14 protein-coding genes are annotated in these 22,481 nt (G+C 39.5%); 6 read left to right on the forward strand and 8 right to left on the reverse strand.

Annotation, left to right across the window (positions count from 1 at the left end):
* Positions 1-56: 56 nt before the first annotated feature.
* The gene (locus F928_RS07030; protein WP_016806023.1) at positions 57-1,949 is read left to right on the forward strand and encodes an Lnb N-terminal periplasmic domain-containing protein; all 1,893 of its coding nucleotides are present in this window, start codon (positions 57-59) and stop codon (positions 1,947-1,949) included.
* Between the two features lie 68 nt (positions 1,950-2,017).
* Here F928_RS07030 and ampC read toward each other — a convergent pair whose 3' ends face one another.
* Together ampC and folE are read right to left on the reverse strand one after the other, a co-directional pair.
* On the reverse strand, positions 2,018-3,169 hold the full coding sequence (ampC, locus tag F928_RS07035) for an extended-spectrum class C beta-lactamase ADC-18 (RefSeq protein ID WP_002118772.1): 1,152 nt from the start codon (positions 3,167-3,169) through the stop codon (positions 2,018-2,020).
* Between the two features lie 150 nt (positions 3,170-3,319).
* Positions 3,320-3,868 carry a GTP cyclohydrolase I FolE gene (gene folE / locus F928_RS07040; RefSeq protein WP_002118643.1) on the reverse strand — a complete coding sequence of 183 codons (549 nt, stop codon included), beginning with the start codon at positions 3,866-3,868 and terminating at the stop codon, positions 3,320-3,322.
* Between the two features lie 261 nt (positions 3,869-4,129).
* Between folE and xdhA the strand changes: the two genes are divergently transcribed.
* From xdhA to xdhC, 3 genes are read left to right on the forward strand one after another with little or no spacing between them, the layout of a single operon-like run.
* Positions 4,130-5,629, forward strand: a complete 1,500-nt coding sequence (xdhA, locus tag F928_RS07045) for a xanthine dehydrogenase small subunit (RefSeq protein WP_005073392.1) — start codon at positions 4,130-4,132, stop codon at positions 5,627-5,629.
* 1 nt (position 5,630) lies between these two features.
* Complete coding sequence (gene xdhB, locus F928_RS07050; RefSeq protein WP_005073394.1) at positions 5,631-8,006, forward strand: xanthine dehydrogenase molybdopterin binding subunit; 2,376 nt, start codon at positions 5,631-5,633, stop codon at positions 8,004-8,006.
* A 6-nt stretch (positions 8,007-8,012) separates the two neighbouring features.
* On the forward strand, positions 8,013-8,996 hold the full coding sequence (gene xdhC / locus F928_RS07055; protein ID WP_005073398.1) for a xanthine dehydrogenase accessory protein XdhC: 984 nt from the start codon (positions 8,013-8,015) through the stop codon (positions 8,994-8,996).
* Positions 8,997-9,006: 10 nt separating this feature from the next.
* Here the strand turns inward: xdhC and F928_RS07060 are convergent, their stop codons facing one another.
* The 3 genes from F928_RS07060 to trpD are packed head-to-tail and all read right to left on the reverse strand — an operon-like array spanning position 9,007 to position 11,577.
* Positions 9,007-9,702, reverse strand: coding sequence for a Smr/MutS family protein (locus F928_RS07060; protein WP_005073399.1), 696 nt, complete (start codon positions 9,700-9,702; stop codon positions 9,007-9,009).
* Between the two features lie 9 nt (positions 9,703-9,711).
* Entirely contained in the window at positions 9,712-10,518 is an 807-nt protein-coding gene (gene trpC, locus F928_RS07065) for an indole-3-glycerol phosphate synthase TrpC (protein ID WP_005073401.1), read from the reverse strand.
* A 9-nt stretch (positions 10,519-10,527) separates the two neighbouring features.
* Positions 10,528-11,577, reverse strand: a complete 1,050-nt coding sequence (trpD, locus tag F928_RS07070; protein ID WP_002118605.1) for an anthranilate phosphoribosyltransferase — start codon at positions 11,575-11,577, stop codon at positions 10,528-10,530.
* Between the two features lie 357 nt (positions 11,578-11,934).
* On the opposite strand from trpD, the gene btuB reads away from it, so the two are divergent.
* Together btuB and F928_RS07080 are read left to right on the forward strand one after the other, a co-directional pair.
* Positions 11,935-14,667 (forward strand): TonB-dependent receptor plug domain-containing protein, encoded by a 2,733-nt coding sequence (gene btuB / locus F928_RS07075; protein WP_005073407.1) that lies wholly within the window; start codon positions 11,935-11,937, stop codon positions 14,665-14,667.
* A gap of 13 nt (positions 14,668-14,680) precedes the next feature.
* Positions 14,681-17,446 carry a M1 family metallopeptidase gene (locus F928_RS07080; protein ID WP_016806269.1) on the forward strand — a complete coding sequence of 922 codons (2,766 nt, stop codon included), beginning with the start codon at positions 14,681-14,683 and terminating at the stop codon, positions 17,444-17,446.
* Between the two features lie 95 nt (positions 17,447-17,541).
* Here F928_RS07080 and trpG read toward each other — a convergent pair whose 3' ends face one another.
* The 3 genes from trpG to F928_RS07095 all read right to left on the reverse strand — a co-directional run bounded on the left by trpG (position 17,542) and on the right by F928_RS07095 (position 21,777).
* Complete coding sequence (gene trpG / locus F928_RS07085) at positions 17,542-18,126, reverse strand: anthranilate synthase component II (protein ID WP_000925676.1); 585 nt, start codon at positions 18,124-18,126, stop codon at positions 17,542-17,544.
* 292 nt (positions 18,127-18,418) lie between these two features.
* Complete coding sequence (locus F928_RS07090; protein ID WP_005073412.1) at positions 18,419-20,221, reverse strand: aminopeptidase P family protein; 1,803 nt, start codon at positions 20,219-20,221, stop codon at positions 18,419-18,421.
* On the reverse strand, positions 20,218-21,777 hold the full coding sequence (locus F928_RS07095; protein ID WP_080632640.1) for a peptide MFS transporter: 1,560 nt from the start codon (positions 21,775-21,777) through the stop codon (positions 20,218-20,220). The genes F928_RS07090 and F928_RS07095 overlap by 4 nt, the downstream gene beginning before the upstream one ends.
* Positions 21,778-22,481: the final 704 nt, after the last annotated feature.

Genomic DNA, 22,481 nt, shown 5'->3' on the forward strand with positions numbered 1-22,481 from the left:
AAACTGAAAACCCTGTCGTATGGCAGGGTTTTTCTTATATTTAATGATAAAAATTGATGAGCTTAATGAAGTCAGTTGTTTTAGTTTTTGCCTCTCTGGCAGTGAATATTGCTTATTCAGCAGATATAAATCCATCTATTCAAAAATATTGGTCAATTGCAGAACAACAAAATCTAGATCAAGACATTACATGGCAAAGGCTGATGTATGCCAATAAAAATCAGAAAAGTGAGGTTACTTATTCTGGCTATTTCTTATCAGAAAATGGAAAAAATAACTTAAAAGAAGAACTAAAAGCTGACATTTCAGCATTATTTGTGCCTGCTCAAGATAATCAGTCGATTCGTTGTAAGTTTCCGGCACGTAGTCAATGGCTCATGCAAAAAGTCGGCATTCAAGAAAATGAATTGCCTCAAGTAAAGTGTACCGAATTTGAAAACTGGATTGGGCAGATTAAGCCTCATAAAGCGACCTTAATTTATGCGACCGATTTTATGGGCAATCCTAGCTCAATGTTTGGTCATACGTTATTGCGTTTGGACCCAAAAGATCAACAGCAGTTAAACCTTGTCTCTTACGCCGTAAACTATGCAGCAACTGTGGCAGGCAACGACAACTGGTCATATGCATGGAAAGGTTTAACGGGGCAGTATCCAGGCGAATATTCATTGATGCCTTATTATCGTAAGGTAAAAGAGTATGGTGATTTTGAAAGCCGCGATTTGTGGGAATATGAGTTAAATCTATCACCTGAAGAAACTCGGTTTTTAGTAAGCCATATTTGGGAAATGCAACATGTGAGCTTTCCTTATTATTTTGTGAGTGATAACTGTGCCTATCGATTGTTGGGGTTAGTGGATTTAGTAAAACCTGAATCTAACTTGCAAGAGAAATTCACCTATGCATCGATTCCAATGGAAACCATTAAATCGATGCAGCAGCAGGGGCTCACCAAAGCTCCTGTATATCGACCTGCTTTAGAAACCCAATTATTGGCCCAAGCTCATCAGCATGGCGCCTCACTGGCGAAGGTGGCTCATCAAATTGCGATGCTGCCTATACAGCAGTCTTCTCAGATTTTAAAATCATTTACTGAGCAGGATCAGGCTAAAATCCTCGAGATGGCTTACGATGATTTATATCTACAGTTTATTGGTCGTAAAGTTGAAGAAAGCATTGCTCAGCCGCAGTTACGTCAGCTTTTAGCACTCAGAAGTCAGATTGATTTAGATAAGCAACGTCAAGAACCAAAAAGACCAACAAAGGAGCCGACTCAAGGCCATAACGCACGTAATCTTTCATTAAAAGCTGGTGAGGTTCAAGGCGATAAGTTTATCGAACTTGGTCATCGCCAAGCCTATCATGATTTAATAGATCCTCAAGGAGGCTATCGTGCAGGTACTCAATTACTATTTTTAAATGGTAATGCACAGTGGCGAGATGACCATTTAAAACTAGAACGTCTTGATCTGTTAGAAGTGAACTCTTATAACCCGATTCAACCATTTAAAACACCACTGAGTTGGGGTTTTAACTTAGGTTGGCGTCAAGAAGCTATTCATGATGGAAGCTTTAGTGAAGACAAACAACACGGCGTAGCAAGCTTTAATGCTCAGGTCGGTTACAGTCTTGCAGACTATGGGCGAAAGCATATTTGCTATGGACAAGTACAGACCTACGTACAAACAGGTTCAAATCTAGATAAAGGGTGGCGCGTAGGTATGGGGCCAACTTTAGGTTGTATGAATCAATGGTTTGAGCGTTTCAACTCTGTGGTGCAAATTGAATTGCCATATTGGGAAGATCAAAACCAATGGAATTTGAGAGTAAATACTCAGTGGCAATATGTGATTAATCGCAATAATGCTGTTCGATTGAATTGGGACTATGAGCAACAAAACCATCAAGACTGGATGAAATCAAGTCTAGGATATGTTTGGTTCTTTTAAAGAATAAATGTATAAAAAAAGAGAAATGAGTTTATTCATTTCTCTTTTTTTGTTTTTAAACAAGACGATTATTTCTTTATTGCATTTAATACTGCATACGCTGCCTTAATGCGTTCTTCATTTGGAATACGTTTATTGGTTAACATGACTAAACCAATATTTTCTTTTGGAATAAACACCACATAAGATCCAAAGCCATTTGTTGAGCCAGTTTTGTGGAACATCTTAACTGAAGGTTCTTTGGAAATGGCAGTCACTTTATTAGGCTTCATCACGATTTGCTCTGAATTACTGTCTAATAAAGTTTGTAAAGGTGCTGGATAAGAAAATTCTTCCCAACCCAATGCTTGATACATCGTACCGACTTGATAGAAACCTTGATGTGTTTCACTAATTGCACGTTGAATATCTTTCGGATATTTCTGTGGGTTGAGGTTGGCATTAATAAAAGTCAGCATATCTGGTAGTGTCGATTTAACGCCGTATGCAGGGGCATCTAGCGGGCCAGGGTTAACTCGGATCGGCTGATTTTCTTGGTTATAGCCATATGCATAATTTTGCATTTGAGTTTTGGGTACATTTACATAGCTATTTTTTAAATGGAGAGGTGGAAAAATTGTTTTTTCTAAGACTTGGTCAAAAGGTTTATTCATAGACAAAGCCACAACTTTTCCAAATAAGCCAATACTTGGATTTGAATATTGTCTGTATTCACCGATTGCGTTTTTAGTTTTCCAATCTTTGAAAAAAGTTAAAACTTGTTGGTCTGTTTGAACTTCATCTGGAAATTGTAAGGCGAGATTGCCACTTGTATACGTCGCAAGTTGAAGAAGATTAACTTGGTCAATCGGTGTATTTTTTAGTTCTTTCCAATATTTTCCGGGTGTGTCATCAAAAGAGATTTTTCCTTTTGCTTTTGCATATCCACCAGCTGTAGCGGTAAATAATTTACTGACCGAACCTAGTTCAAAAATGGTACTGCTATTTACGGCTTTTTTATCCTGAACGGATTGTAGGCCATAATATATTTCATATTTTTTATTATTTTGAATGACCCCCACGGCCATACCAGGCACATCATATTTATCTAATAAAGGCTTAAAATTTTGATCTACCAGTTTTTTAACTTCTTGTTCTTTTGGTGTATTGCCCGCATAAATTGAGGTACTAAAAATAAAAAGAGGCGGTAAAAGTAAGCAAGAAATTTTTTTAAATCGCATGATGAACTCATAAATTATTTAAAAAGAAAGATGCGTACTTTTATAACAAAAATCACTTAATTTAATTGTTATGTTTTATAGATTAAGTGCTTTAACTAGATATAAAAAAGCCCAACGTCGTCGGGCTCTTATTTTTGCATTAAAACCAGATTAATAACTTTCTGGTACTGCGCTTAAAAATTCACGGCGTGCTTCTTTATCGGTTTTAAAATCGCCGACAAATGAAACTGTACGAGTTGTAGATTCTTGTTTACCTACACCACGCATCATCATACACATATGTGCTGAATCGATAACTACAGCAACACCACGAGCGCCAGTCACTTCAGCAACGGCTTCTGCGATTTGTTGAGTCAGATTTTCCTGAATTTGCAAACGGCGAGCAAACATCTCAGTAATACGTGCAAATTTAGATAAACCGAGAACTTTGCCTTCCGGTAAATAGGCTACATGAACACGGCCGTAGAATGGGAGGAGATGATGTTCGCAAAGCGAATAGAATTCAATATTCTTCACCAATACCATTTCATGGTTATCTGATGGGAAAACAGCATTATTGGTGACTTCTTCTAAAGTTTTACTATAGCCAGAAGTTAAATATGAAAAAGCTTTAGCCGCACGCACAGGCGTATCTTTAAGGCCGGGACGATCAAGATCTTCACCGACGGCAGTCAGGATATTTGCGTACGATTGCTGCATTGACATAAGACGTATAAATTTACTCTATTAGACAAGCTCGGCATTGTATCAGAAACATGACCTGATGTTCATAAATCCTCGCACTATATTTATTTTGGTTTTGCGCAAGCTTAATAAAAGATGAATAAATTTCATGTTTTTTATCGTTAATAGTCAAGTGTTTGGACATGAAATGTGCGCTTAATATTGGTAAGTTCTAAATGATCGCGTAATGGCATCATATTTGCACAGAAGCATTATTATAAAGCATAAGGATAAACCATGTTAGAACGTCCAATCACCTTCTTTTTCCGTGGTGGTCAGCAGCAAGTAGAAAATGTAGTACCTACAATGACGGTTTTACAATTTCTACGAGAATATACCCAAACTGGTAAGACTAGGCAGACTGGTACAAAAGAGGGATGTGCTGAGGGCGATTGTGGTGCATGTACAGTAGTGATTGGTGAGTTCGTCAATGACAACCTGCAATTACGCACTGTGAATGCGTGTATTCAGTTTTTACCCACTTTAGATGGTAAAGCCTTATTTACAGTAGAAGACCTTCATAGCTTATTGCCTGTACAAGATGGCACACTTCATCCGGTACAACAGGCGATGGTTGATATGCATGGTTCACAATGCGGTTTTTGTACACCCGGTTTTATCATGTCGTTATGGTCAATGTACGAAAATGAACAACATTCTCCAAGCAAAGATAAAATCAGTGATTATCTTTCTGGAAACTTATGTCGCTGTACAGGCTATCGCCCTATTTTAGATGCAGCACAAAAAGCTTATGACTATCCACGTGTTGTATTAGAACGTCAAAAATTAATTGATGTATTAAAAGAGATCAGAACATTACCTGCATTGCATTTGAATGATCAAAAGCAGCAATTTTTTGCACCCAAGACTTTGCAGGATTTTGCTACTTTACGTTTACAGTTGCCGCAAGCACGTATTGTTGCAGGTAGCACAGATGTAGGTTTGTGGGTCACAAAGCAGGGCCGTGATTTGGGCGATATGCTTTATATCGGTCAAGTTGAAGAGCTGAAAAAGATTGTAGTCACAGACCATGCTTTAACGATTGGAGCAAATGTAAGTTTGAGCGATGCACTCATTAAAATTTCAGATTTTTATCCCGACTTTCAAGAATTACAGCGCCGTTTTGCTTCCATGCCGATTAAAAATGCAGGAACACTAGGTGGAAATATTGCTAATGGTTCGCCTATTGGTGATTCAATGCCGGCATTAATTACGCTAGGTACACGATTGATTTTGCGTGTAGGTGAGCAGACCCGTGAAATTGCTTTGGAAGACTTTTATTTAGACTATCAAAAAACAGCATTACGACTTGGTGAGTTTGTTGAGGCGATTGTTATTCCGCTTCGCGAAGGGCAGACACGTTTTAAATTTGCCAGCTATAAAATTGCCAAACGTTTTGAGCAAGATATTTCTGCGGTATGTGCAGCCATTTCATGCGATTTAGATAATGATGATGTCGCTCACAATGTAAGAATTGCTTTTGGTGGTATGGCTGCTATTCCCAAACGTGCAAAATATGCAGAAGCCATATTGGAAGGCCAGCAAATTACAGCAGAATTGATCGTTCAGGCGCAGCAGGCCTTGTCGCAAGACTATCAACCCTTAGATGATGGACGTGCTAGCTCGGCATATCGTTTACACGTCGCGAAAAACTGTTTACAGCGCTTTTATGTAGAAAAAATTCTGTCTCAAACACTCACTCGTGTGAATGACCTGATTGCTATGGTGGAGATCTAATATGAATCAAACCATTGACTTAAATATTTCTAAAAAATCAGCTAAAGCAGGCGACTCGATTCCACATGAAAGTGCACATTTACACGTAACGGGGCAGGCAACTTATATTGATGATTTACCCGAGCTTGAAAATACCATGCATTTGGCGGTCGGATTTTCAAGTTGTGCCAAAGGTAAAATCAGTAAGTTTGATTTAGATGCCGTACGTCAGGCTGAAGGTGTCCATGCAGTTTTTTCGGCAAAGGATATTGAGGTTGAAAATAATTGGGGACCAATTGTAAAAGATGACCCAATTTTTGCCGAAGAGCAGGTCGAATTTTATGGACAAGCTTTATTTGTGGTTGTGGCCGAGAGTTATCAGCAAGCTCGTAAGGCAGTTCGCTTGGCAAAAATTGAGTATGTGCCCGAAACTCCGATTTTAACGATTCAAGATGCGATTGAAAAAGAATCGTGGGTGTTACCGCCTGTTGAATTTAGCCATGGTGAAGTTGAACAAGCATTTCAAAACGCAGCCCATCAACTTTCTGGAACCATTGAGCTGGGTGGGCAAGAGCATTTTTATCTTGAAGGACAGATTTCTTATGCGATTCCACAAGAAAATCAGTGCTTAAAAGTCTATTGCTCAACGCAACATCCAACCGAAATGCAACTGCTGATTTGTCATGCACTAGGCATGAATATGCATCAGGTGAGTGTGGAAAGCCGCCGTATGGGCGGTGGTTTTGGTGGTAAAGAGTCGCAGTCGGCACAGTGGGCATGCATTGCATCTTTGGCAGCACAAAAAACAGGCCGTCCGTGTAAATTACGCTTAGATCGTGATGATGACATGAGTGCTACAGGCAAACGTCACGGTTTTGCTTATGAGTGGTCTGTAGCTTTTGATGACAGTGGTGTTCTGCAAGGTTTAAAGGTACAACTGGCTTCAAATTGTGGTTTTTCGGCTGATCTTTCTGGGCCAGTAAATGAACGAGCGATTTGCCATATTGGCAACGCTTATTATTTAAATGCAGTTGAGCTACGTAACTTACGTTGTAAAACCAATACTGTTTCTAATACCGCATACCGTGGTTTTGGTGGACCGCAAGGCATGTTTGTCATCGAAAATATTATTGATGACATTGCTCGTTATTTAGGTTGTGACCCGGTTGAAATTCGGCAACGTAATTTCTTTGCCGAACAGCCCGGTGCTGGACGTGACCATATGCACTATGGGGCAGAAGTCCGTGATAATGTTGCGCCAAAATTGGTAGCCGAACTATTGCAAAGTAGTGATTACGCGAAGCGTAGACAGACTATTCATGCCTTTAATCAGAACAATGACATCATTAAGCGTGGTATTGCTTTAACACCATTAATGTTCGGTATTTCGTTTAATGCAGTGCATTACAATCAGGCAGGTGCACTGGTCTATGTCTACATGGATGGCACTGTCGCGATTACGCACGGTGGTACAGAAATGGGACAAGGGCTATATACCAAAGTACAGCAGGTCGTTGCACATGAGTTGGGTTTACCAATAGATAGCGTTCGTTTAATTGCAACTGATACTTCTCGGGTGCCAAATACTTCGGCAACTGCAGCATCGAGTGGCGCGGATTTAAATGGTAAAGCTGTTCAAAATGCCTGTATTAAAATTCGTGAGCGTCTGGCAAAACTTGCAGCAGACATAAGCGACAGTGATGCAGGGCAAGTCCAGTTTGAAGATAGTATGGTTTCAACAGCGAATGGTCACTCATGGACATTTCCAGATTTGGTTCAACGGGCATATATGGCACGTGTACAGCTATGGGACAGCGGTTTTTATAAAACGCCAGAAATTCACTATGATCAGGTCAATCATTTGGGGCGTCCATTTTTCTATTATGCCTATGGTGCAGCAGTCAGTGAGGTCGCAATAGATACCTTAACTGGGGAAATGAAAGTATTGCGCGCTGATATTTTGCATGACGTCGGGCGGTCAATTAACCCTGCAATTGATATTGGACAAATTGAAGGCGGTTTTGTGCAAGGGATGGGATGGCTTACGACAGAAGAGCTGTATTGGCAGCCGCAGGGACCACATGCAGGCCGTTTGTTTACCCATGCGCCTTCAACTTACAAAATCCCGACCAGTATAGATATTCCTCATATTTTTAATGTCAAACTGTTCAATAATCAAAATCAGGCAGACACCATTTACCGCTCCAAAGCGGTAGGTGAACCCCCATTTATGTTGGCATTATCTGTTTTCTCTGCAATTCGTCAGGCGGTACAGGCGGCTATTCCCGAAAAAGCTCCGCTCGTGCTCAATGCTCCAGCAACTGCCGAGGAAATTTTACGTGCAATTGCGATTGGACGGGGACAAGCTTTGGCTGCTCGCCCACAGGCTAAAATGTAGAAGATTATGCAACATTTACAATGGTGGACTGATTTTGTAGCGTGGCAAGTCGATGCTCTACCTATGGTATTGGTCACAGTAGTCCGCGCTGATGGTTCTACACCGCGAGAGGTTGGTGCAACCATGTTGTTGCGGTTTAATTTGCAACAGCAATGGCAGCAGTCAGATACGATCGGCGGTGGGCATTTAGAGTTTCAGGCTATTGATATTGCTAAAGCAATGTTAAAAGAAACGGAAACTTGTGTGAGACGTATTGAACGCTTTAACCTCAGTGCTCGGTTAGGGCAGTGTTGTGGCGGAGTAATGTGGTTATTGTTTGAAAAAATATCACCCGCTGAAATTGCGTCGGATTTATCTGTGAGTTTGCAAGCATGGCGAGCTGGAAAGCATATATGGCGTAACGTCTCACATCAATATGCATCCACTTGGCAGACTATGGATATGAAGCAACAACCAAGTTTCGAGTTTCATTCTGGCAGCAGTGAAGAATGGCAATTTGGCCAGCAGATTCAACCAAATGTCATGCAAGTGCTGATTTGTGGTGCAGGGCATGTGGGTGAAGCAATTGTCCGTTGTTTATTGCCTATTGGTGTTCGGGTGAAATGGATTGATCCGCGTGATGATATTTTTCCACCAGATTTACTGCAACAGGTGCAATGCTTAACGACTGATACCTTAGAAGCCGAGATCGAGTATTTTGACCGTTCAGGCGCAATTTTAATATTAACTCACGATCATCAATTAGATTTGCAACTATGTTTTTCAGCCTTGAAACCTGCGGCAAAACCATTTGCTTATGTTGGGATGATTGGCTCAAAAAGTAAAAGGACTATTTTTGAAAAGCGTATGCAGGCGCGAGGTTATACTCAGGAAACATTACAACGTATGGTTTGCCCAATCGGGATAGAAGGGATTTCATCGAAACAACCTGCAATGATTGCCATTGCTGTAGTTGCTCAATTATTACAAGTATTTGATGTAAAAAAATGATCCCAAAGGATCATTTTTTTTGTTCGAACTTAGGATTTTTTTCTGCACGTTTAAGCAGTACGAGAACGGCACCTGTACCACCTTGATTTTCAGGTGCACTTACGAAGGCCAAAACATCGCGGTGTTGACGTAACCATCCGTTGACATAGGTTTTTAAGACTGCTTCTGGGCCTTTACCATGCACAATTTTGATGACATTTTGATTTTCATCTTTTGCCATCTGGATAATTTGTAAAACTGCGTCACGTGCTTGCTCAATCGTGCAGCCGTGTAAATCTACAGCTTCAAACCAACGCATCTTGCCTGCTTTTAAATCTTCAAAAACTTTATGTTGAAGAGTCGCAATGCGATAGCTTAGCGTTGCTTGGCTTGCGACCGGATTTAAAGCAGCTTGAGTATCGGATAACTCAGCATGTTCGGTGTCACGACCACCTTCGGCAGCTGCACGTTTCGCTAGCGTTTGTGCGTCGACTTTTCTGGCACGAGGTGTTTTTACATCGGCAACATTGCTATTGTTGATGCGTTTTACACCTGCAACAGCCTGTTGAAACAGATGGGTATCTTCCAATTCTTCAGACTCAGCCTGAGATTTTTTAGCCTCAGGCTGATTTGTGATTTTGCTTGAATGAGGATTGGAGATTTGCTTTTTAAATTGCTTCAATAACTTCTGTTGCTCTTTAGAAAGCGATGAATCTTTATTACTCATATATCTTCATTAAACCGTTTGGGGTTGTCCAAAAAGGGCAGTAAAAGCTTGATCTGGACGAGGTTGTTTCATAAAACTTTCGCCCACCAAGAAGCTGTGAATACCATGCTCTTGCATCATATGTACATCATCTGGTGTCGCAATACCGCTTTCAGTAATTAGTAAACGTGAGGCCGGAAGTAATTTTTTCAATCGAATGGATGTATTTAAATCCACATCAAACGTTTTTAAATTACGGTTATTCACACCTAATAAACATTGCTCAGAAAGCTTTAAAGCGCGTTCCATTTCTTCTTCGTCATGAACTTCAACTAATACATCGAGTTGATGTTCAAACGCAGTTTTAGACATTTCTTCGAGTTGCTGGTCAGACAAACATGCAACAATTAATAAAATACAGTCAGCATGCAAAGCACGTGCTTCAACTACATTGTATGGGTCTACCAAAAAGTCTTTACGTAAAGCAGGGAGGGCACAATGATTACGGGCAATCGCAATATTTTCATCTGCTCCCTGAAAGAAATCAACATCGGTCAGTACCGATAGACATGCTGCTCCAGCTTGTTCATATTGCTGGGCAATTTCGGCAGGATTAAAGTCTGCGCGAATGATTCCTTTTGATGGAGACGCTTTTTTAATTTCAGCAATTACACCCGGGCGTTTATGTTTTAAAGCATTTGCAAAGCCTCGAACTGGAGTCGCAGCTTTTGCTAGTTCTTCAACATCTTGCAAATTACGTTGTTTTAAACGCGCAGCAAGTTCCTCATGTTTACGGTCAACAATTTTACCTAAAATGGTATTTTGAATATTAATCATGAGAAATCCTTAATCTGCCTGAGATTGCTTTAATGTTTTGGTAAATTCAGCCAAAACACTCATTTTTTCTAAAGCCTGGCCGCCATAGATAATATCTTGAGCGAATGTAACAGCCTGAGCATAAGTTTTGGTAATGCCCGCCACATAGATGCCTGCACCTGCATTAAGCGCAATCATGTTTGCTGCTTTTTCACCAATATCAGATTTATTTTTGCTTAAAGCATCTTTAATTAACTTTAGACTTGCTGTTGCATCAGCGACAACCAAACCACTTAAAGTTTGCGACTCAATTCCGACATCTTCAGGATTAAGCGTCCACTCAGTAATTTCGCCATCTTTGAGTTCGGCAATAGCAGTGGGAGCGGCAAGACTGATTTCATCAAGACCATCTTTTGAATGAACAACCATCACGTGTTCAGCACCAAGCTGTTTCATCACTTCGGCAATTGGGCGACACAGTTCATCTGAGAACACACCAATTACAAACCGTTTTACACCAGCTGGATTGGTCAGTGGGCCGAGTAAATTAAAAATACTTCGAATACCAAGTTCACGACGTGGGCCAGCAGCGTATTTCATGGCTTTGTGATGGTTTGGTGCAAACAAGAAACCTACACCCATTTCACGGATACAGCGCTCGGTTTGTTGCATATCTAAATCAAGATGAATACCTGCTTGTTCAAGTAGGTCTGATGAACCTGATTTACTTGAAACGCCACGGTTACCATGTTTTGCAATGGTTGCGCCTGCTGCTGCAATGACAAAGCTTGACGCTGTAGAGACGTTAAATAAATTTTGACCATCACCACCAGTACCCACAATATCAACTAAATGTTTGATATCACTAACATCGATCTTGATCGCAAATTCGCGCATGACACGTGCAGCAGCTGTCATTTCGTCAATGCTTTCACCTTTCATGCGTAGGCCCATCATCAAAGCACCAATTTGTGCTTCGGTTGCCTCACCTTGCATGATGCTGCGCATAATTTCTTCCATTTGAGGCTGAGTCAAATGAATGTTCTTGGTAATGTGGTTGAGCGCCTGTTGGATATTCATAGTCATGATTTACAGCATTAATGATTAAAATTTTTAGGTGAAGTTGATCAAGAGTGGGATGTTCAGCTTGTTGCGTTCCATGTTTCACTAGCTACGGGGAGCTATGTTAGCAGAAAATAACCAAAGATTTTTGTTGTTCGATACGAGTTTTAAAAAATTTGCTGGTTTATTACTTTAGTTTGATTAATAAACAGAATTTATTCATTGAAAAAGGTTTTAGTTTGTTGTGAGTTTTTATGATAAATAATTAAACATTTGGTATATCTTAAACATAAATATATCTAGGAAAAATGCGTATAAATTAGTCAAATAAAAGTGGATATAGTAGGGCGATCTTTATTTTGTCTATTAATAAATATGTATTTAAATAACTTGAAATATGTAGGAGCTTTAAAAAATAAGCGCTCATTTATTTTTGTATTTGTTGCACTGTTTCATCCACTGGAAAGCTATGCGCAAGAAGCTGTAGAGCAACCACAAAAGCAAGCTAAAACAGATAAAGTAGTCCGTGTTGCTGTGACAGGGTCTCGGATTTCAAAAGCACAAAAAGATGGCCCGACGAGTGTGACCGTAATTACCGCAGCCGATATTGAAAAACAAGGTTTTAGTAATGCATTTGATGCGCTTAATAATCTGACGCAGAACACGGGTTTTGTACAAGGTGCCGATTATGGAAATACTTTTACACCTGCGGCTAATGCCATTAGTTTACGAGGTTTGGGGCCCAATCATACTTTAACTTTAATTAATGGACATCGGGTTGCAGACTATCCTGTACCGTACGACGGTTCTGTCAATTTCGTAAATTTAGCCAATATTCCCACTGCCATTATTGACCGTATTGAAATATTAAACGGTGGCGCTTCTGCAATTTATGGTTCAGATGCAATTGCAGGTGTGGTGAATATTATTCTGAAAAAGAAAACAGACGGCACACAATTTAATATTAAGGCAGGCGGAACAAAAGAAGCTGGTGAAAACTTACGTTTACAACTGAGTGGTAGTAAAACTTTAGACAAGCTCAGCCTTGTTTATGGGGTTGAACTCAGTGGCCGTGAACCGATTTGGGCAGCCGATCGAGATTTTATGTCGGGCCGAACTCGTTTGGGAGAAAAACCAGATACGGTTGTAGGTCGTAAAAATGCCAATACTGGAAAATATCTTTCCATTGGTGGGTGTCAGGCCTTTAATGGTTTATTCAAAGGTTCAGTCAGTAATATAGGACAAGCTGGTGCAGACAATTGTGCTAGTGGTTTGGCACGACCAACCTATTGGACGATCCAAACCCAAAACCGCAGTCAAAATGGTTATCTCGGTTTAGACTATGAGTTAAATGATAAAACTCAATTGTTTGCCGATTTTTTAATTGGCGCCAATCAAATTGAAAACAATACGCGTGGTCCGACATGGACATCTTTAGGTGGATCAAGTGGTTATTTCCTCAATCAAGATTCGGGAAATTATGAAATTTGGAATCGTCGTTTTGCACCTGAAGAATTAGGCGGGGTAGAGCGAGTAAATAAAAAATGGAAAGAACTTTCTTCAAACTTAAATTTTGGAATTCGAGGCGATATTGGGGAGACGAGCTGGAGTTATGAGGCGGCCTATAATGGTTCCATCTATACCAGTCAGCTACGCCGCCAAGGCTTATTACGTTCGAATGTTGATGAATATTTCTTAGGTCAGCAACTTGGTACAGATGCAGATGGTATTCCTATTTATTCCCCTCATTTAGATCGTTTAAGTCGACCACTAACAGCAAGTGAATTTGAAAGTATTTCGGGCACAACAAAAGAAAAAGATAAATCGTGGGCACAAAGTTTAACCTTAAGTGCGAATGGTGATGTGTTTAAGTTACCTGCGGGAACTGCCAAACTTGCAGCAGTGGCTGAAATTGGGCGTCAAGGTTTTTCGATTAAGCCAGATCAGGCACTTGAAAATGGTGAGTTTTATAATACGAGTTCTAGTGGCGAATATAGTGGCACTCGTACACGCCAAGCACTTGGTGCAGAATTATTCTTACCTTTAGCAAAGCCATTAAATTTAACCTTGTCTGGACGTTATGATCGTTATGCTTTGTCAGATAACAGTATTGATAAGCTAACTTTCGGTTCAGGCCTTGAGTTTAGGCCACATCCGACTTTATTGGTGCGCGGTAACTACGCAACTAGTTTTCGTGCACCAGATATGAACTATCTGTTCTTAAATAAGCAAAAAGGTTATTTCCCAAGTACGACCGATTATTTACGTTGTAGCCAAACGGGACAACCTTTAGATAAATGTAGCTTTAAAGATTACTCGCCTGGGGCGAACTATACTTTAACTGGAAACAAAGAGCTGAAACCTGAAGAGGGTAAATCTTATGGTGCAGGTTTTGTTTGGTCACCAACCAATAAATTTGATATCAGCATCGATTACTGGGATATCAAGATTGATAATCTTGTGACCAATTTAAGTGAAGATAAAATTCTACGTTTAGAGGCAGATTGTCGTTTAGGCAACCAAGATATTAACTCTGCGGCCTGTATTGATGCATTGGCACGTGTAGAGCGTAATCCTGCAAATGCAGTTGTCGATCCAAATGTGATTAAGAATATTAATATTGTTCCGATTAATGCTGCATCAGACCATACCCGTGGGATTGATTTCACTAGCAGATGGCGCTGGAAAACAGAGAGCTTTGGTAACTTTCTCTGGATGATCAATTATAGCCGTGTACTAGAACATGAATATCAACAATCAAAAGATGGCGAGAAAGATGACTATTTAAAAGATTTAACCATTCCTGATTGGCGTGACCGTTTTAATACCAGTCTCAGCTGGAGTTTCGGAGATTGGGCATCAACAGTATTAGTTAATCGCTATGGCAAAATTCCAAACGGCGATCAAACTGCTTACCTAAGCCCAACGTATTTGGTGAACTGGAGTGGTACTTATCAAATCTCTCCAAAAGCGTCTGCTTCAATCATTATTAATAACCTGTTTGACAAAGTGAAACGAGATGACACAGGCGGTTGGCCGTATTATCCGGTAGGATCATATTCACCATTTGGCCGTCAAGGTTGGTTGGAGTTTAACTATAAATTCTAAGAATGATGTATGGATGCAGCGAAGTGGTACAGCATTTGCTGCATCTTTTTATTTAAAACTACAGAGGATAAAACCCCTTATGCTGGTCAAGCCTTCATTTAAAAAAAGATTGCTACTTACAACATTATTATCTTTATCTGCGACACAGATTTTTGCATCGAATAACAGTGAACAAATCCCGATTGGTAAATTACCTGAATGGGTTGTACCAGAATCTTATGATTTAGATTTTAAGATTGATCCCGCACAAAAAGGCTATACCGGTAAAACTACGATTCATCTAAAACTGGCTCAAGCCACAGATCACATTTGGATTCATGGTAAATCTTTGACGGTGAAAGATGTGAATATCACATCGGCAGAGGGCGTCAAAACCAAAGCAAAATATGAGCAAGCCTCCGAGGTAGATGGGGTGAGTAAAATTAAATTTGCCAAAACCTTGCCCGCAGGACAGTATCAACTCGTTCTAGATTTTAATGCAGCGTATGACCAGCAACTTGACGGTATTTATAAAATCGAGTTTGAGGGTAAACCTTATGTGATGACTCAAATGGAAGCAATTAGTGCACGCCAGTCATTCCCATCATTTGATGAGCCACGTTTTAAAACACCGTTTAATATTCGTTTGACGATTCCAAGCAAATATTCAGGGTTTGTCAATACTCAACAAACGTCGGAGCAAGCAGAGAAGTTGGGTTGGAAAACGCTTAGTTTTGCACAAACCAAACCACTACCAACGTATTTACTTGCGTTGGCTGTTGGACCGTGGCAATTACAAAACGGGCCTGATATTAGAGCAACTTCATGGCGTAAGCAGCCGATCCAGTTACGTGGTATTGCACCCGATGCAAAAGCTGAAAAAATGCAGCATGCCTTATCTGAAACGCCAGCCATTTTAAAAACTTTAGAAGATTATTTTGCCTTTGGTTATCCATTTGACAAGCTAGATTTACTGGCAGCACCAGACTTTGCCGCTGGTGCAATGGAGAACCCAGGGCTAATTACTTTTAGAGATTACTTGATGTTGCTAGATAAGGACTCGCCAGTCTCTTTTGTACAGAATTCATTTAATGTCAATGCACATGAGTTGGCGCATCAATGGTTTGGTGATGTCGTCACGATGCCGTGGTGGGATGATTTATGGCTAAATGAATCTTTTGCGACATGGATGCAAAGTAAAATCACTCAAAAATTACATCCCGAATTTAATGCTGACTTAGAACGTATTGCGGATACCGCAGATGCAATGAAAAGTGACAGCTTGGTAAGTGTGCGTCGTATTCGTCAGCCTATTTTAAGCAATGCCGATATTCAAACGGCTTTTGATGGCATCACTTATCAAAAAGGTGCGGCTGTTTTAAATATGTTTGAAAGCTACTTAGGTGAAGAAAAATTCAAACAAGGCGTACGCAATTATATTAATAAGCACCAATATGGTAATGCGACAGCCAATGATTTAATTAGCGCTTTAGCAGAGCAGTCTGAGCAAGGTGAGCGCTTTGCCAAAGCGATGAAAAGTTTCCTTGATCAACCTGGTGTGCCTTTAATTAACACCGCATTACAGCAAGAAGGCAATAAAGTCTTTTTAAATGTGAAGCAAAGCCGTTACTTACCTGTGGGTTCAAAAGGTGATGCAAGAAGCCTGTGGGGTGTACCATTATGTGTACGTTATGATGTTCCAAATGCAGGTAGTAAAGTGCAATGTGAATTGGTAGACCAAGCAGAAGCCAAGATTGAACTCAAAGGTGCCAGCCTTGGCAGTTGGTATATACCAAATGCAGACGCGGCAGGATACTACCAATTTAGTTTGCCACAAAAAGAATTTACTCGTCTGACTGCTGCTACAGAAAAGCTTTCTAACACTGAACAGTTGGCCTACGCCTACGCGATTTCAGCGGCATTTAACCATGGCGATATTAATTTATTGGTTGTCGTAGATGCTGCGAAGAAATTTGCCAATTCGAATAGCCGACAAATTAGTACAGCGCTGTTTTCTCAGTTAAGTACCATTAATCGTCATGTGTTGAAAACGGAAGCTGAACGTGAACATTTTAGAAAAGTCTTGGCCAATTTATATTTACCTAAATTAAATCAGTTGGGTTATGTAAACAAAAAAGATGAATCAGCCGAAGACAGTTTATGGCGTAGCGAGTTAGTTAAGTTTCTTGCTTTAGATATTCAAGTTCCAGAAGTCCGTACACAACTGTTAAAACAGTCAGATGCTCTATTTGCTCAAAAGCAGCTTAACTTTGCGCAAGTAACCCCTGAATTATTGCCAACCATTTTAGCTGTACGTGTACAAGAAAAAGGCCAACCTGCTTTTGATCGTTTATCTGGAGAGTTACAACGCGTGACTCAACCAACACAACGTCTTGCGATTCTTACGGCTCTAGGTTCAGCAAATCAAGAAGCAACACGCCAACAAGCACGACAGTTGATTTTAAACCCGCGTGTTAAAGTTGGTGAAGTTCGTACCGTGGTCAACTCAATCAATAATTATGGAGATGAACAAGGTGGCTTATGGTCTTGGTTTAAAGTAAATCATGACGCCGTGTTTGATCGTTTAGGTAAATCTTCGGCTGGGCGTTTCCCTGCAATGTTTAGTGGGGCCGCATGTACCCAACAACAGGCAGTCCAGTTAAATGACTTTTTTGCACCACGAACTAAAGAATTGGTCGGGGTGGAAAGAGGATTGAAACAGACCAAAGAGCGTATTCAACTCTGCGAATCTTTGGTGGCAAAACAAGATGGATCGATTGTGCAGCAGTTAAAGTTGTAATTGATTCAAGCATGAAAAAAGCCAACTGATCGTAGTTGGCTTTTTTATTCAGTTTCTTATCAAATTACTTTTAAAATAATCTATTTACGGCTGCCTTATGCATAGATATCTAAAAAGTTTTTAAAGATTTGATGGCCATGTTGACTCAAGATTGATTCAGGATGGAACTGCACGCCTTCAACAGGAAGTGTCTTATGTTTAACACCCATAATTTCTTCCATTGAGCCATCTGCTTCATTGGTCCAGCATGTTACTTCAAGGCAATCAGGCAGTGTTTGCTGATCAATCACCAAAGAGTGATAACGAGTTGCCGAGAATGGGCTAGGAAGATTACTGAAAATACCCTTATTGCTGTGGTACATATCAGATAAACGTCCGTGCATCACCGTTTTGGCTCTTACAATTTTTCCGCCAAAAGCTTGCCCAATACTTTGATGCCCTAAACACACGCCAAGCAAAGGAATTTTTCCGGCAAAGTGATTAATTGCAGGAATTGAAATACCTGCTTCACTTGGAGAGCAAGGGCCAGGACCAATCACAAGGTATTTAGGTTGCCATCGTTCAATATCCTCTAATGTGACTTGATCATTGCGAACTACTTTTACTTCCTGATTCAACTCGCCAAAATATTGGACGATGTTGTAGGTAAAAGAGTCGTAATTGTCGATCATTAGAAGCATGATGAACTTAACCTCATGATAATTAATAGATATTTAATAAGTGACTAGAGTTTTACTCACAATGTTACTCATTTTTTAAAAAGTACTTTTATTTGATCAAATAAAAAGCCGCTTTCTAATGGGCTAATATAGCAAAAAAAGAAGTAACCAGTTTAACTATTTCATTCGTTAGAAATTTACAGAAAAAATGGCTTTAAGAAGTGAGCCTTTTGAAATTAGAGATAAGTACAAATAAGGCAGAATAAGCTTCTATTGTAAATAAAAAACTATTCTGCCTTAATCAAAAAGAAGATTAAATCTTACGTGTGTTATAAATCAACCAATCTAAAACATCGCCAGATAAATGTTCAGCCAGTTTTTCTTGAACAGTTTGATGATAACTATTTAACCAGTCTTTCTCTTCATTCGTTAGCATGTCAACAACAATACAATCTAAATGAATCGGGCAAAGAGTCAGCGTTTCAAACTCTAAGAAATCGCCGTAGGTTTTCTCAAACCCTGAGTGAAGTTTGTTTGCAACGAGGTTTTCAATACGAATGCCGTATTGTCCTTCATGGTATAAGCCCGGCTCGTTAGAAATAATCATTCCTTCACACAATTTGCTATAGGCATGTATAGGCGCGTAATAAGAAAGAACTTGCGGACCTTCATGAACATTAAGCGCAAAGCCTACGCCGTGGCCTGTGCCGTGGCGATAATCTAAACCATGTTGCCATAGCGTATGGCGACAAATTGAATCGAGTAGAGGAGCGGCTAAACCTTCTGGATAAATCGTTTTTGCCAAAGCAATATGACATTTTAAAACCAGAGTATAGTCACGTTTTTGTTGCTCTGTTGGTGTCCCGACGGGAACAACACGGGTAATATCTGTTGTTCCATCAATATACTGCCCGCCAGAGTCAATGAGTAATAGACCATCGCCTTCAATAAATGAATAGTGCTCTTCAGTTGCACGGTAGTGAGGTAAAGCACCATTAGCATTGAAGCCAGCAATCGTTGAAAAACTTGGGCCTATAAATCCGTTTTGCTCAGCACGGAAAGCTGTAATCTTCTCATCAATAGTGAGTTCTGAAATGCTTTCACCATGATGAAGGGCTTTCTCTAACCAGTGGAAAAAGTGGCAAAGCGCGACTCCGTCTTTCACCATGGCATGACGGATATGGGCAATTTCACTTTCATGTTTACGTGATTTAAAAAGTGTACTCGGGTTGATGTCGTATACAACTCGAATATCTTTTGCGATGACTTGTTCATGAAAAATCGAGACTTTGGCTGGATCTAAAAGTACTGAAGCATCAGAGATATTCGATAAAAACTTAGCTGTATCTTCGTAGTTACGAATTTCAATGTCATCAGCTTTGAAAGCTTGTTGAGAGGTTGAATCAACTTTGTTGCTATCAATGAATAAAACAGCCTGTTGAGTACTGATATACAAATGTGAAAGGAATACAGGGTTATACTCTACATCTTGTCCACGTGCATTTAAGACCCAAGCAATATCATCTAAAGATGAAATAAAATGACCCGCAATATTCTTGTTAGCTAAGCTCTCGCGAATTGCCTGAATTTTCTCTTTACGAGATAGGGCATTTAACCCTTCAGGCATTAAATGAATCTGCTCTAAAGGAAGTTCTGGACGATTAGACCAGATCGAACCAATTAAATCTTGCTGTGTTTCAAGTTTAAAGCCACGTTGTTTTGCCGTATTTTCCAAAGCTTTAAATTGCTGGATTGAAAGCGTTTGTCCATTTACTGAAATGACCGAACCAGTTGATAAATTTTTCTCAATCCACACGAGATGTGTTGAAGACTCATCACTGGTCAGTTTTTGTAATTGAAAGCCAGTTTCAGCGAGTTGTTGCTCGGCTTGTACCCAATAGCGACCATCCGCCCATAGACCTGCAAACTTTTGGGTCACCACAAGCGTACCAACAGAACCACTAAAACCGCTTAACCACTGCCTTACTTTCCAGTAGTCTGGTAAATATTCTGACATATGGGGATCGGCACTCATCACAATCAAAGCATCAATATGCTGATTGCGCATGAGTTGACGAAGTTTCTCAAGTTTTTCTGGAACAGTTAAAACGCTCATATAGTTTCCAACTCAGGTTGAACTTTACTGGTACTTTTGTTCATTAATCTATTGATAGGTTTCTTTAATAAAAATAACACGATTGCACCAACGACTAATGCCAAAACGCATCGCATAAAGAGATTTGGTAAATGATCAATATTATCTGCTGATACATGCCCGCCAATTAAGCCAGCGATGAGATTACCTAAAGCTGTGCCAGTAAACCATAGCCCCATAATTTGACCGCGTATGACATCAGGTGCAAGTTTAGTCATGGTTGATAGCCCAATTGGGCTTAAACACAGTTCTCCTATGGTAAGTAAAAATAAAGTTCCTACTAACCAAAATGGTGAAACTAGCCCGCCAGCAATTGCGAAACGACTAGCAAAAGACATAACAAGAAAGCCACCTGCTGCGAATAACAATGCAATAATAAATTTGCTGATATAGCTTGGGTCTTTATTTGATTTACCTAGTCTTGCCCAAAGCCATGCTGCAACTGGGGCAAAAATAATAATGAATAGGGCATTAATTGATTCAAACCATACAGTTGGAATCTCAAATCCAAAAAACATACGATCTGTATAGTCTTGTGCAAATAAAGTAAAAGTTGTGGGCTTTTGTTCAAAAGCTGACCAGAATAGGGCAGAGGCTGCTAATAAAACAAAGCAAATAATAATTTTAAATTTATCATGTTGTTCTAAATTCAGGAAAAGCAGTAAATATGCAAAATAAGCAATAATCCCAATACCAATCCCAACTGTTAAATAAGTTGCTACCTCGACCGGATTGATATGAATGACACCAAATAAGGTAAGAGCAATAACGACTGCAACAGATAGTAAAAAGGAGAAAGCAATTTTTGGTGCATTTTTGTTTTGTACGACAGGTTTATTCCAATTGTCATTTTCTTGACGTAACTCATTAAAAGTTTGGAGCTGCGGGATAGCTAAAAAGCGGAAAATTAATAAAGCAATGAGCATCCCAATACCACCAATACCAAAGCCTAAGTGCCAGCCATAATCGCGAGCTAATAGGCCTGTAATGAGCGGGGCAATAAACGAGCCCATATTAATTCCCATATAAAAAATGGAGAATCCAGCATCTCGTCTACTATCTTGAGCTTTGTATAAAGTTCCTACAATGACTGAAATACAAGTTTTAAATAAACCTGAGCCAAGAACAATCAGAACTAGACCGAAATAAAAAAAGAATTGATCAAAAATGGTGGTGAGGGCAATTGATAAATGACCTAGTGCAATAATAATAGAACCATACCAGACAGCACGCGCCTGACCTAACCAGTTATCGGCAATCCATCCACCAAAGACGGTCATTAAATACATGGAACCTGCAAATAATCCCACAATGGCGGCTGCAGTTGGACGGTCAAGACCTAAACCACCGTCATTAACCATTGCAATCATATAAAGAACGAGTAAAGGCCGAATACCATAATAAGAAAATCTTTCCCAAAGCTCTGTAAAAAATAAAGTTTTTAATGGTTTTGGATGGCCGAAAAAAGCTCTGTCATATTGTTCGAGTTCATGCTTCATTTCAAATCCTTTGAACATATTTGTAGTTTAGATAAAACAAAACTTTTAGTTTGTTTAATTATAAAAAAAAGTTATGTTTTATTTTTTAGATTTTTTAAAATGAAAAAGCAAGTTGGTCATGTATAAAAAAGGTATATAACAAATGGTAAAAAATTAGAAAGTTGAAATTATCAGTCGAAAAGATTCCTCTTGCTGCACCAAAGCTGATCAGACCAGCCCTAGCGTAAAACTACGATAAGAAAAATTAAATTAACACTTTAAAACCTCAACCTTTCTATGGATGGGCAGTGAAGAGTGGTAATTGATATTATTTAAAAAAATTGTGTAGAGTTACTTAGAAATCGTATTTATGTTCAAACTTTTTTGGCAAGGGCATATTGTAGATACCATCGTCTAATTTAGAGATTAATAGTTCTATCGGGAATAGATTATTATTTTTAAGGATTACAGTAAGAAAGTCAGATTTCTATATAAGAAAGTATTATGATCACAAATTACTGTTAGATATTGATGCGGTGATTCATATTAGCGCAACAATTTTGCACTAAATTAGGGCGATTGCGAGCTATTCTTGTATGCCATAATTTGAAAATGTCTGAATATGGTGCATTTAACTATGCAAACAGTATAATGGGTTCAAGACAAGGGGCCTAAATCATGGATAGTTATAAGCAATTCAATGTTTTAGGTAAGTCTTATAAAGTTGGTATGAGAATTGCTAT

Origin of the sequence: Acinetobacter pittii ATCC 19004 = CIP 70.29 (assembly GCF_000369045.1) — a bacterium.
GTDB classification, from domain to species: Bacteria; Pseudomonadota; Gammaproteobacteria; order Pseudomonadales; family Moraxellaceae; genus Acinetobacter; species Acinetobacter pittii.

What these genes read in the sequence shown, in the direction of transcription:
- F928_RS07095 (WP_080632640.1), bottom strand. Translation starts at nt 21,777, where the DNA reads ATGTTCAAAGGATTTGAAATGAAGCATGAACTCGAACAATATGACAGA.
- F928_RS07060 (WP_005073399.1), bottom strand. Translation starts at nt 9,702, where the DNA reads ATGAGTAATAAAGATTCATCGCTTTCTAAAGAGCAACAGAAGTTATTG.
- folE (WP_002118643.1), bottom strand. Translation starts at nt 3,868, where the DNA reads ATGCAGCAATCGTACGCAAATATCCTGACTGCCGTCGGTGAAGATCTT.
- F928_RS07090 (WP_005073412.1), bottom strand. Translation starts at nt 20,221, where the DNA reads ATGAGCGTTTTAACTGTTCCAGAAAAACTTGAGAAACTTCGTCAACTC.
- xdhC (WP_005073398.1), top strand. Translation starts at nt 8,013, where the DNA reads ATGCAACATTTACAATGGTGGACTGATTTTGTAGCGTGGCAAGTCGAT.
- F928_RS07080 (WP_016806269.1), top strand. Translation starts at nt 14,681, where the DNA reads ATGCAGCGAAGTGGTACAGCATTTGCTGCATCTTTTTATTTAAAACTA.
- ampC (WP_002118772.1), bottom strand. Translation starts at nt 3,169, where the DNA reads ATGCGATTTAAAAAAATTTCTTGCTTACTTTTACCGCCTCTTTTTATT.
- xdhB (WP_005073394.1), top strand. Translation starts at nt 5,631, where the DNA reads ATGAATCAAACCATTGACTTAAATATTTCTAAAAAATCAGCTAAAGCA.
- trpG (WP_000925676.1), bottom strand. Translation starts at nt 18,126, where the DNA reads ATGCTTCTAATGATCGACAATTACGACTCTTTTACCTACAACATCGTC.
- btuB (WP_005073407.1), top strand. Translation starts at nt 11,935, where the DNA reads ATGTATTTAAATAACTTGAAATATGTAGGAGCTTTAAAAAATAAGCGC.
- F928_RS07030 (WP_016806023.1), top strand. Translation starts at nt 57, where the DNA reads ATGAGCTTAATGAAGTCAGTTGTTTTAGTTTTTGCCTCTCTGGCAGTG.
- xdhA (WP_005073392.1), top strand. Translation starts at nt 4,130, where the DNA reads ATGTTAGAACGTCCAATCACCTTCTTTTTCCGTGGTGGTCAGCAGCAA.
- trpC (WP_005073401.1), bottom strand. Translation starts at nt 10,518, where the DNA reads ATGATTAATATTCAAAATACCATTTTAGGTAAAATTGTTGACCGTAAA.
- trpD (WP_002118605.1), bottom strand. Translation starts at nt 11,577, where the DNA reads ATGAATATCCAACAGGCGCTCAACCACATTACCAAGAACATTCATTTG.